The organism is Frankia sp. EI5c (assembly GCF_001636565.1).
Classification (GTDB): domain Bacteria; phylum Actinomycetota; class Actinomycetes; order Frankiales; family Frankiaceae; genus Parafrankia.
Window position 1 is genome coordinate 1 of the sequence record NZ_LRTK01000046.1, and the last position, 11,475, is coordinate 11,475.

At 73.4% G+C, this 11,475-nt stretch carries 8 protein-coding genes and 5 pseudogenes; 6 read left to right on the forward strand and 7 right to left on the reverse strand.

The genetic code is table 11. The annotated features are described in order from the left end of the window. Positions 1-177 precede the first annotated feature (177 nt). Positions 178-969, reverse strand: coding sequence for a nuclease-related domain-containing protein (locus UG55_RS18845; RefSeq protein WP_066070899.1), 792 nt, complete (start codon positions 967-969; stop codon positions 178-180). A gap of 386 nt (positions 970-1,355) precedes the next feature. Between UG55_RS18845 and UG55_RS18850 the strand changes: the two genes are divergently transcribed. From UG55_RS18850 to egtD, 6 genes and pseudogenes are all read left to right on the forward strand, one after another. Next, on the forward strand, positions 1,356-2,475 hold a 1,120-nt coding region (locus UG55_RS18850), incomplete at its 3' end, for a glutamate-cysteine ligase family protein (RefSeq protein ID WP_242424761.1). Position 2,476: 1 nt separating this feature from the next. Then, a pseudogene (locus UG55_RS39145) lies at positions 2,477-2,909 on the forward strand (glutamate-cysteine ligase family protein); the annotation flags it as partial. Then, a partial coding sequence (locus UG55_RS39150) for an SUMF1/EgtB/PvdO family nonheme iron enzyme (RefSeq protein WP_396230954.1) occupies positions 2,891-3,800 on the forward strand: 910 nt, incomplete at its 3' end. The pseudogene UG55_RS39145 and the gene UG55_RS39150, both read left to right, overlap by 19 nt. 1 nt (position 3,801) lies before the next feature. Then, positions 3,802-4,309 (forward strand): annotated as a pseudogene (locus UG55_RS39155) (SUMF1/EgtB/PvdO family nonheme iron enzyme); the annotation flags it as partial. A gap of 74 nt (positions 4,310-4,383) precedes the next feature. Then, positions 4,384-5,127: an ergothioneine biosynthesis protein EgtC gene (gene egtC, locus UG55_RS18860; protein WP_066070902.1), complete on the forward strand. Its 744-nt coding sequence runs from the start codon at positions 4,384-4,386 to the stop codon at positions 5,125-5,127. Between the two features lie 43 nt (positions 5,128-5,170). Further along, positions 5,171-6,289 carry an L-histidine N(alpha)-methyltransferase gene (gene egtD, locus UG55_RS18865; protein WP_066070905.1) on the forward strand — a complete coding sequence of 373 codons (1,119 nt, stop codon included), beginning with the start codon at positions 5,171-5,173 and terminating at the stop codon, positions 6,287-6,289. 151 nt (positions 6,290-6,440) lie between these two features. Here the strand turns inward: egtD and UG55_RS18870 are convergent. The 6 genes and pseudogenes from UG55_RS18870 to UG55_RS39165 all read right to left on the reverse strand — a co-directional run. Further along, positions 6,441-6,963 (reverse strand): annotated as a pseudogene (locus UG55_RS18870) (glycoside hydrolase family 16 protein); the annotation flags it as partial. Between the two features lie 975 nt (positions 6,964-7,938). Then, positions 7,939-8,077 (reverse strand): hypothetical protein (locus tag UG55_RS39160; protein ID WP_242424764.1); only part of this gene is annotated, 139 nt, incomplete at its 5' end. Position 8,078: 1 nt separating this feature from the next. Continuing rightward, positions 8,079-9,792, reverse strand: a pseudogene (gene ilvD / locus UG55_RS18875) (dihydroxy-acid dehydratase); the annotation flags it as partial. Between the two features lie 254 nt (positions 9,793-10,046). Then, the gene (locus UG55_RS29575) at positions 10,047-11,120 is read right to left on the reverse strand and encodes a hypothetical protein (protein WP_066070913.1); all 1,074 of its coding nucleotides are present in this window, start codon (positions 11,118-11,120) and stop codon (positions 10,047-10,049) included. A gap of 25 nt (positions 11,121-11,145) precedes the next feature. Then, the coding region (locus UG55_RS18885) for a putative quinol monooxygenase (RefSeq protein ID WP_242424762.1) at positions 11,146-11,379 on the reverse strand (234 nt) is incomplete at its 5' end. A gap of 1 nt (position 11,380) precedes the next feature. Beyond that, positions 11,381-11,475: pseudogene (locus UG55_RS39165) on the reverse strand (antibiotic biosynthesis monooxygenase); the annotation flags it as partial.

Genomic DNA, 11,475 nt, shown 5'->3' on the forward strand with positions numbered 1-11,475 from the left:
GCGCGGGAGGGCCTCCACCACATCCAGGTCACCGACCCGCAGGTCGTGGACGTGCCACCGACCTACCACGGCTACGGCCAGCCGCCGCCCGGCAGCACCACCACACCCCACTGACACACCGGGCCACCGACACACCGGACGCCGACGCACCGGACCGCCGGCCCACGCGGTCAGGCGCTACCGGCGGAGCATGCCCCGCAGCCGTGAGCGGGCCGGCCACAGTGCCGGCGGCCCGGCCACCTCATAGCCCGGCAGGACCCGTTCGGCGACGTCGGCCAGCAGCGCCACGTCGATCGGGCGCAGGACCACACCCGCCGCCAGGATGTAGTCCGCAATCCCGGAGACGGGCATCAGCAGGACGCCGTCGACCAGGGCCAGCCCGTTCGGCACCTCCGCCCGCGCGAAGGCGATGACCGGCTGGGCCTCGAGCTGCCAGCCGGCGGGCAGCTCGGCGACGAGCTGGCTGGTGGCCTCCTCGCCCGTCCACGCGACCAGCCCGAGCATCGCGCGCAGGGGTACCTTGCCCGCCCACACGCCGGCCCCGTTCTGCCGGATCGGACCGCGGTGCGTGTCCGTCTCGATCACCCAGGCGCCGGATGGACCGATCACCAGATGGTCGATGTTCCCCGCCGAATCGGCGAGCTGCCGGTCGTGCAGCACCACGTACCCGGCCCGGCTGAGCCGGTCCAGACAGCGGGCGGTGCGGCGCTCGGCCTCGGCGTCCAGCCGCCAGGCCTCGATCTCGGGCGGTATGCGGTAGTGCCGGTAGGCGACGGTCCCGAGGACCGCGAGCGCCGCGAGGACCACGACCTGCGCCACCCGCCCGGCCGCCAGCCCCACCAGTTGGCAGAGGAATCCGGCGAGCGCTCCCGCGGCAACCGCACCGGCTGCCGCCGCCACGGCCACACGTCGCGATCTGTCACCGCGTTCCGCCGCGTACAACTGCCTTCGACGCTGGTACTCGGCCATCGCCGATCTTCCAGCCAACACGCGATCACGAGTGTCCGCGGTCACCACCTCCCGTCAGCCCGGTACCGCCGCCGCGCTTCGGCGGACCGCAGGGGGTACCCGCGAGTCTGCCGCGATCACCTCACCGGCCGCTACCAGCAATCTCCATCATCAGGATCACACTTCCACCGAATTCACGACCACGACAGCCTGGAAGCGTGGAATAACCGGAAGAACACGTCAGCCCCGCCTCCCGCCGTTCGGGAAGCGACAGCCGTCTCCACGACTTGATCCAGGTGGAGGCGAGCTCACAGCGGCCCGTCGAGGGGTAGCCAGGCCGCCGCTGTGGGGAGAACGCCCTCACGACAGGCGCCTTGTGACCAGGGCGCAGGGAGAGGAGCCGCTCGATGCCACTGCGCGTGACACCTGAGGCTTCTGGCGACGGGCGAGCAGGGCGGACCGCCCGCGGCGGACCGCCCGCCCAGGCCGAGACGACCGACGAGGCAGATCACATAAAGACCACACCTTCCACCGCTTCCTCCGACACCGCCAGCATCACCGACGCCAGCAGCCACCCCGAAGCCGCACCGGACGAGATCCTGCGGTCATTCGACGACGTCGTCCGGCTCGCCGCGCTCGACCTGCGGGACAGCGGTGCCGATCAAGCCGGTGGAACCGCCCGGCGGGTCGGGATCGAGCTCGAGTGGTTCGTCGTCGACGTCGCGTACCCGCAGCGCTCCGTCCCGCCCGGGGAGACCGCCGAAGCCCTCGCCGGCGCACTCGGAAGCAGCACGGTGGCCGGCGGGTCGGCTCCCGGCGCCCCCTCGGCCCGCCGCCTGCCGCGGCTGCCCGGCGGGAGCCGGCTCACCTTCGAGCCTGGCGGGCAGCTGGAGCTGTCCGGTCCCCCTCTTCCCCTGGCCGGGGCCGTCGCCGCGATGCGCGGCGACCTCGCGCTGGTGCGCAGCGCGCTCGCGCGGCGCGGTCTGGGCATCGCCGGTCTCGGTGTCGACCCGCTGCGCCCGTCGCGGCGCCACTCCTCGGCGTCGCGGTACCTCGCGATGGAGGAGCACTTCCTGGCCTCCGGCGGCGAGGCCGGCCTGACGATGATGTGCTCGACCGCGTCCGTCCAGGTGAACCTGGACGCGGGGACCGACGGTGACGACGTCGTCGCCCGGTTCCGGCTCGCCCATGCCCTGGAGCCGGTGCTCATCGCGATGTTCGCCGCCTCTCCGGTGGCGGCCGGGCGGCAGGTCGGCTGGCAGTCCGGCCGGCAGGCGGTGTGGGGCGGCATCGACCCGAGCCGGACCGCCTCCGTCCTGCCGGATCCGGCGACCGCGGCGGAGCCGACCGCGCCGAGGGGTGCGGACGACCTCGCGGTGCTCTGGGCCCGCTATCTGTGCGACGCGAAGTTGATGATGGTCGCCGGCGACGACGGCCGCTACCAGGCGGTCCGCGGCCCGATGACGTTCGGCGACTGGCTGACCGGCGCCGCCAGCCCGGCCGGCCGGCCACCCACCCGCCAGGACCNGGTGTGGCACGCGACCACGCTGTTCCCGCCCGTCCGGCCGCGCGGCTGGCTGGAGCTGCGTTATCTGGACGCGCAGCCGTCCGCGCTCTGGCCGGTCGCGGTCGCCGTCCCGACGATGCTGCTGGACGATCCGCACGCCGCCCGTGCGGCGCTCACCGCCTGTCTGCCGGTGGCCGGCCGGGGGCAGGACGCGGCCAGGCTCGGTCTGAGCGACCCGGAGCTGTTCCGCGCGGCGGTGCGCTGCGCCGACCTCACCGTGGACGCACTCGCCCGGGCGGGCGACACGGAGCTGCGGGCCGCCGTCGAGGACTTCGCGGTCCGCTACACGCGGCGCCGCCGGTCACCGTCGGATGACCTGAGCGCGCGCTTCGAGGCCCGTGGGGCGGCGGAACTGCTGCGCGAGGAGGTTTCCCAGTGCCTTCCGGTGCCCTGACCGGCGAGTCGACCCAGCCCCGGCGGAACCAGCCCGGCGGCGGGCGGCGCGGCCATGACGCCGCCTCGCTGGCCGAGGAGCTCGACGCCGCTCGCGGGCGCACCCTCGCCTACACCGACCTCACCGACGACGACCTGCTCCGCCAGCATTCACCGCTGATGTCGCCGCTGGTCTGGGACCTGGCCCACATCGGCAACTACGAGGAGATCTGGCTGCTGCGGGCGCTGAGCGACGCCACGGAGCTGCGGCCCGGGCTTGATCACATCTACGACGCGTTCCGGCACAACCGGGCCAGTCGGACGGCGCTGCCCCTGCTCGGCCCGGTGGAGGCCCGCGGCTATCTGCGGGACGTCCGCGGCCGGGCGCTGGATGTCCTCACGGCCACGGACCCCGGCCTCCTGGCCGCGGCCGCGGCCGCGACGGCCCCACACCGGACCAGGCTGCTGTCCGGTTCCTTCGTGTACGGCATGGTCATCCAGCACGAGCACCAGCACGACGAGACGATGCTGGCGACGTTGCAGCTGCGCGAGGGACCACCCGTCCTGGCGGAGACGGCTGCCCCGCGGGCCGGTGGCGGGGTGCGGGACGACACCGCGGAGGTTCTCGTCCCGGCCGGCGAGTTCACGATGGGGACGTCCACCGAGCCGTGGGCCTACGACAACGAGCGGCCCGCGCACACGGTCACGCTGCCCGCCTTCCACATCGGCCGGTACCCGGTCACCAACCGGGCGCACATGGAGTTCATCGCCGACGGTGGCTATGACGACGAGCGGCTCTGGTCGGCCGCGGGCTGGGAGTGGCGCCAGCGGGAGAACCTCACCGCCCCGCTGTTCTGGTCCCGGGACGGGAACACCTGGACCCGGCGGCGGTTCGGGCAGGTCGAACCCGTCCNGCCGGACGAGCCGGTGCAGCACGTCTGCTGGTACGAGGCCGAGGCGCACGCCCGCTGGGCCGGGCGGCGGCTGCCGACCGAGGCCGAGTGGGAGAAGGCCTGCGCGCATGATCCCGTCACCGGGCGTTCACGCCGGTACCCATGGGGCGACACCGACCCGACGCCGGACCTTGCGAACCTTGGGCACGAGCAGGCCAGGCCGGCCGCGGTCGGCAGCCGGCCGGCCGGCGCGAGCCCCTGCGGAGCCGAACAGATGATCGGGGACGTGTGGGAGTGGACCGCGAGCGAATTCACTCCTTATCCCGGTTTCGCCTCCTTCCCGTACCGGGAGTACAGCGAGGTCTTCTATCCTCGAGACGGCGCCGAGGCCCGCTTCCGGGTGCTGCGCGGAGGGTCGTGGGCGACCCACCCCTGCGCCGTCCGATCGACCTTCCGCAACTGGGACTACCCGATCCGCCGGCAGATCTTCGCCGGGTTCCGGCTCGCCCGCGACGCCGGCACGCCCTGACCGGCCCGCGAACAGTTCCCGCGGCCCGCCCCGGCGGAGTACAGAAAGCGGAGTACAGAAAGGGGCCCACGCCCGTGTGCCGTCACCTGGCCTGGCTCGGGGCCCCGCGCACGCTGGCGGCGCTCACCCTCGACCCGCCCTTCGGCCTGCTGCGCCAGTCGTGGGCACCGCGGCGCATGCGGTACGGGACCGTCAACGCCGACGGTTTCGGAGTCGGCTGGTACGCCCCGGGCCTGCGCCCGCAGCCGGCGCGCTACCGGCGGGCGGTACCGATGTGGACGGACGCGTCCTATGCCTCGTTCGCCGGGGCGGTGAGCTCGGGGTGCGTCCTGGCCGCGGTGCGCAGCGCGACCGTCGGCATGCCGGTGGAGGAGACCGCGACCGCGCCGTTCACCCACGACACCCTGCTGATGAGCCACAACGGCCGGGTGCACGCCGCGGCGGCGCGGGATGAGCTGCGGGCCCGCCCCGGCGCCCCGGAACCGGAGTCGCGCTGCGACTCCGCCGCCGTCGCCGCGCTGCTCTGGGAGCGGGCGTCCCGGCTGCCACTGCCGACCGCCGTGGCGGACGTCGTCCGCACCCTGGGCGGGCTCACCGAGCCGGACGGCACACCCGCCCGGCTCAACCTGCTCGTCACGGACGGCACCCAGATCGTGGCGACGACCTGGCGGGACACCCTCAGTTACCGCGAGACCCCGGCCGGCGTCCTCGTCACAAGTGAGCCTGATGATGACGAGTCGGGCTGGGTCGACGTACCCGACCAACATCTCCTGGTGGCCGACACACGCAAAGTCACTCTTAGTAGTTTGATCTCTTAGAACGGCTACGGTGAGTCGCACGAGGTAGACGGAGGACCCCACGATGACATCCAGGACACCGGCCACCGCCCGGGAGACACTCGGGTCCACCTTCGCCGGCACACCAGACAGCAGCGGTGCCCACAGCGGCCTGCCGCACGACGATCCGCCCGGCGAGCCGCCCTCGCCGGCCGGAACGGGGAGAATGCTCACCGTCGACCGCCACCTCACCGCGGCCGAGCGGCACGCCTCGCTCGCCGCCGACGTGCGCGCCGGACTCACCGCACGACCGCGTGAGCTGCCGCCCAAGTGGTTCTACGACGCCACCGGCGGCCTGCTCTTCGACCGCATCACCCGACTGCCCGAGTACTACCCGACCCGGCGCGAGCACGCGGTGCTCACCGCACACGCCGCCGAGATCGCCGCCGCCTGCCCGGCGACGACCCTGATCGAGCTCGGCTCCGGCACGTCGGAGAAGACCCACCTGCTGCTGGACGCCTTGCGCGCCGGCGGGACATTGCTCCAGTTCGTTCCCTTCGACGTGGACGAGGAGACCCTCCTGCGGGCGGGCGAGGAGATCCTGCGCACCTATCCCGGCATCACCGTCCACGCCGTGGTCGGCGACTTCGAGCGCCACCTGAGCCTGCTCCCCGGGGCCACCGGCGGCGATCAGCGCCGGCTCGTGGCGTTCCTCGGTGGGACGATCGGCAACCTGCGGCCCGACGCCCGCGCCGCGTTCCTGCGCACACTGCGTGACCAGTTCCAGGACGGTGACGCCCTACTGCTCGGCGCCGACCTGGTCAAGGACACGGGGCGCCTGGTCGCGGCCTACGACGACAGTGCCGGCGTGACGGCCGCGTTCAACCGCAACGTGCTCTCCGTGATCAACCGCGAGCTGGGGGCCGATTTCGACCTCCGCGGCTTCGCGCACGTGGCGGCCTGGGACGCCGACAACTCCTGGATCGAGATGAGGCTGCGCAGCGTCCGCCCGCAGGAGGTCCGCGTGCCCGCCCTCGACCTCGTCGCCCGCTTCGACGAGGACGAGCAGATGCGCACCGAGATCAGCGCCAAGTTCACCCTCGACGGCCTCCGGGCCGAACTCGCGGCGGCCGGCCTCGCCGCGAGCCGCCAGTGGACGGACCCGGACGGCGACTTCTCACTGACGCTGGCCGTACCGGCCTGACCCCCGCCGCGGCCCCGGCGCCTGCCCCGGCCCCGGCCCCGGCACGGGCGTCACGGTCGCGCGGAGAAGACCCGCAGATAGTCGACGATCATCCGCTGTGGGTAGTCCGCCGCGGTGGCCTGCTCGCCCAGCCGGTTGACCGCGACGTTCNGGATCACGTAGTTCTCCCTGTCCCACAGCCAGACGGGCACCTGATCGCGGGTGACGGTCCGGATCAGCCTGCCGTCGAAGTAGAACCGCAGCATGGCGGATGTCCACTCCAGGCCGTAGGTGTGGAATCCGGCGGCGAGGTCAACCTGGGCGTCGTACATCCCGCCGTGGCCCCAGGTCGCCTGCCAGTGGGCGCCCGCCGCATCCACACCGTGGACATTCGTGTGCACGGTGGTGGGCGCGGTGGACACGGCCTCGACCACGTCCAGCTCGCCACTCGCCGGCCAGCCGACCGTCGGCATGTCGGCGCCGAGCATCCACACCGCCGGGAAGGCGCCCTTGCCCGTCGGCAGCACGGCCCGCACTTCCAGATAGCCGTAGCGCATGGTGCGCTTCCCGAGCGTCTCGATCCGCCCGGACGAGTAGCTCGCGCCCCCGCAGGACGGCTCACGCAGGGCGGAGATCACGAGGTTGCCGCGTCCGTCGGTCGACAGGTTCCGCGGATCGGTGGTGTAGCACTGCATCTCGCGGTCGCCNCNGCCGTAGCCGGTCTGGGCGCTCCAGACGCGCGGGTNGGGCGCGGCCCCGGCTGCCCCGTCGAACTCGTCGGACCACAGCAGAGACACCTCGTCGCCTCCCGTTCCGCTCTGGGTCCCCGTTCCGGCCTGGGTTCTTGTTCCGCTCTGGGTGGTCGCTGTGCCCTGGGTGGCTGTGCCCTGGGTCGTCGGGCCGGCGGATGGCGTGCGGACCGGTGTCGGGAGGGAACCCCCGGCGAGTCCCCCGGCCGCCCCCGGCGACACGCCGCTCCGGCCGGCGCTCGACCCCTGCGCGGCCCCCGCCCCCCGGCCGGTGCGTGTTCCCTGGCTGGGCGACGCCTGGCTGGGCGACGCCTGGTCGGCCGACGTCCCGGAGGAGGTGTCCCCGGCCGGCGGCGAGGCCGAACCCGGTTCCGCGGAACCGCTGCCGCGGCGGCTCGGCGAGCCGCCGGTGCGGGTGCCGTCCGCGCGGTCGCCGTCGCCGGTGCCGTCCACGGCGCCGGGCGAGGACGTGCTCCCGGGTTCGTTCGGCGGGCCGAGGTCGATCGGCGCCGCGCCCAGGCGGGCCGGGCCATCCCCGGAGCGGGGGCGCCCGGCCCCGTCGACGCCGACCAGAAAGCCAAGCGCGACCCCCGCGGCCATCAGGACGGCAGCCGCCGCGGCCAGCGGCCGCGCCGAGCGCTCCCGACCACGCTGGCGGCGTGACAGCACCTCCTGGCGCCCCGCCGACCGTTGCGAGCGCATCGGCAGGGCCGCGCGGGGACGCGATGGCGGCTGCTGGGTGGTGCTCCGGTGACGAGCCATGGTGCGGCGGGGTCTCCTGAGGTCGCGCGCCCGACCNCGACAACAACCACCACATCACATCCGGGTCAAACAGTGATCAGATGGTCACCCGAGGTTGTTTCGGACGATTTGCCCTCACCATGACATACATCCCGTGATCGATATACAGACGTCCTGTGATCAACCTGTGATGAGTCGGACGTCACGGGCCGCGCCGGTCGACGCCGAGGTCGCCATCGCCGCGTATGCGCGCAGCGCTGCGGACACGACACGCTCCCGGTTCGCCGGGCGGTAGCCGCCGCCGGCCTCGATCTCCGCCNGGCGCGCGGCGAGCTCGTCCTCCGGCACCAGCAGCTCAAGCCGCCGGGTCGGGATGTCGATCTCGATCATGTCGCCGTCGCGGACCAGCGCGATCGGGCCGCCGTGCGCCGCCTCGGGGGAGACATGGCCGATCGACAGGCCCGAGCGGCCGCCGGAGAACCGGCCATCGGTGATCAGGGCGCACTTCGGCCCGAGGCCCCGGCCCTTGAGGAACGCCGTCGGATAGAGCATCTCCTGCATGCCGGGACCGCCGCGCGGGCCCTCGTACCGGACGATGATCACATCCCCGGCCTTGACGACCTTGTTCAGGATCGCGTCGACGGCGGCCTCCTGGCTCTCGACGACCACGGCGGGGCCACGGAAGGTCCACTGGCTCTCGTCGACTCCGGCGGTCTTCACCACCGCGCCGTCCGGCGCCAGATTCCCGCGGAGCACAGCGAGACCACCATCGGCGGAGTAGGCGTGCTCGACCGAGCGGATGCAGCCGTTCTCCGCGTCGGTGTCCAGGCGGTCCCAGCGGTTCGTCGAGCTGAACGGCTCGATCGTGCGCACCCCGCCCGGGGCCGCGTGGAACAGCTCGATCGCGTCCGGGGACGGGTCCGCGCCGCGCACGTCCCAGCGGTCGAGGAACTCGCGCAGGCTCGCCGAGTGCACGCTGTGCACGCCACGGTCGAGCAGCCCGCCCCGGTCGAGCTCACCGAGGATCGCCGGGATCCCGCCGGCCCGGTGGACGTCCTCCATGTAGTAGCTGGTGGAGCTCGGCGCCACCTTGCACAGGCAGGCCACCGACCGGGAGATCTGGTCGATGTCGTCGAGGGTCACGTCCACACCGGCCTCGACGGCCGCGGCGAGCAGGTGCAGCACAGTGTTCGTGGAACCGCCCATGGCGACGTCCACCGCGAAGGCGTTGCGGAACGCCGCCGCGGTCGCGATCGAACGCGGCAGGACGGCCTCGTCGTCCTTCTCGTAGTACCGGCGGGCCAGGTCGACGACGACCCGGCCGGCCTCGACGAACAGGCCGCGGCGCGCGGCGGACGTCGCGAGCGCCGACCCGTTGCCCGGCAGCGCCAGGCCGAGCGCCTCCGTGAGGCAGTTCATCGAGTTGGCGGTGAACATTCCGGAGCAGGAGCCGCAGGTCGGGCAGGCGGAGCGCTCGATCGTGTCGAGCTGCTCGTCGCTGACGGCGGGGTTCACCGCGGCGGTCATCGCGTCGATCAGGTCCAGCCTGGAGTGGGCCACCCCGCCGTTGATCACCGCCTGCCCGGACTCCATCGCCCCGCCCGAGACGAAGACGGTGGGGATGTTCAGCCGCAGCGCGGCGATCAACATGCCCGGGGTGATCTTGTCGCAGTTGGAGATGCAGACGAGCGCGTCGGCGCAGTGCGCGTTGACCATGTACTCGACGCTGTCCGCGATGATCTCCCGGGACGGCAGCGAATACAGCATGCCGCCGTGGCCCATCGCTATCCCGTCGTCCACGGCGATCGTGTTGAACTCCTTGGCCACACCGCCCGACCCGGCCACCGCGTCCGCGACGATCGTCCCGAGGTCACGCAGGTGCACGTGGCCCGGGACGAACTGGGTGAAGCTGTTGGCGATCGCGACGATCGGCTTGCCGAAGTCGTCGTCGGTCATGCCGGTGGCCCGCCACAGGGCGCGGGCGCCGGCCATGTTGCGGCCGTGGGTGGTGGTGCGGGAACGCAGAGCGGGCATCTTGACCTCTGGGCTGGGCTTGCGGGGCACGGAACACTGGGCGGTGCGCTTGGAGACGCCGGGCCTGGCTCCGGGTGGGTGGGCACCGGGCCGACGGTCCGCACGACGGCCGCCGACGCCGAGGTTCGGCGAGCCGGCCGATGGCACGCGAGGCGCGCCCCGATCCGGAGGTCGCCACCGTTCAGGCTACCGGCTCGCCGGCGCCGGCACGTCCGGCGGGTCGGCGCCGCGGCCGGGTCGGCGGGAGCCGGCCCTTACCGTTCAGGGGTCCAGCCGCCGGCGGGACCCGCGGTCGGATCATCCGGTTCCGCGGGGTCGGCGGGATTCGGCGGAGCGGCGGGATTCGGCGGAGCGGCGGGATTCGGCGGAGCGGCGGGGTTCGACGGATCGGTGGCGAGGAACTCCAGCCAGGTCGGGTCGATGTCCGGTTGCTCCTCGCTGGCCCGGGCCACCGCGTCCGGGGCGGGATGTTCCCCGGCTGGGCCGCCACCGGCTACCGGGTTCCCGGCGGCGGGGTTCCCGGCGGCGGGGCCAGCCGATTCCCGGGTGGGCACGTCATCCCGGATGGGCCCGTCTCCGTCCGGTGCGCGGCTCGGCGGGGGGTTTCCGACCGGCGGGTCCGCCGGCCGCTCGGGCCAGCCGCGGCCGCTCTCGCCTGCGGTGGGCGGGATGAACCCGGGCACGCCAGGGGGTCCGTCCGGGGGTGGTGCGGCGAACGGGTAGCCGGCACGGCGGCCGGCACCGGGCGGCGTCGGGGTTGCGCCGGGCAGACCCGGTGTCCAGCCCGGTCCGCCGGGCTGGACACCGGGCGGGATGAAGGGCTGGCCACGGTGGTCCGGCCCGGGCTGCCCGGGCTGCCCCACGGACCGCGGTTGCGGCGACTGCGGCTGCTGGACCGGGTAGCCCGGCTGGACCGGGTAGCCCGGCTGCGCCGGATAGCCCGGCTGGACCGGATAGCCCGGCTGGCCGCCGTGTCCCGGGTATCCGGGATGGAGCCGCGAACCCGGCTGGGGACCCGTCCGGCGGTTGAAGCGCGCAACTGTCCTCCCCCCGCGCCGGCTCCGCCACCACCTGCGGAGCAGTACGACGAGCACCAGCGAGGCGGCGGTGCCGAGGAAGGGCGCGGCGTCCCGGTCCTCGTGCCGGGCCAACTGGTAGACGCTGAGCACGCCGATGAAGACGTAGCCGGTCACGAAGAAGACGATCGGCCGCAGCGTTCTGCGCTCGACCACCATACGAAGCAGGACGGCGACGAAAAGCCACACCAGGAAGCCGAAGAAGACGGCGGTCAGCGGCGCGAAGACGAGGTACTCGGCGAAGGTGGCCATCGGGTGGCGGGCGGCCGCGAAGACGCTATGCCGACGGGCCCGGCGTGGCCGGCCCCGGGCGGTCCGCGATCGCCACGACGTGCTCGACCGACGGATCCGCGGCGAAGAACGGGGACAGCGCCGCCCGCCACCGGGTGAAGCGCTCCGAGCCGCGGAAGGTCTCGGTGTGCGCCTCGAGGCTGTCCCAGTCGACCAACAGCACGAACCGGGACGGCGACTCGATGCCCCGGGTCATCCGGACCGACCGGCATCCCGGCGTNGTCACCAGCTCATGGCGGACAAGCCGGTAGGCATCCGCGAACTCGTCCTCGCTACCAGGCCGGACCTCGAATCTCGCGACCTCGACCACCCCGGA

Coding starts and splice junctions, on each gene's coding strand:
- UG55_RS29575 (WP_066070913.1), bottom strand. CDS start 11,120: ATGGCCACCTTCGCCGAGTACCTCGTCTTCGCGCCGCTGACCGCCGTC.
- egtD (WP_066070905.1), top strand. CDS start 5,171: ATGACATCCAGGACACCGGCCACCGCCCGGGAGACACTCGGGTCCACC.
- UG55_RS18845 (WP_066070899.1), bottom strand. CDS start 969: ATGGCCGAGTACCAGCGTCGAAGGCAGTTGTACGCGGCGGAACGCGGT.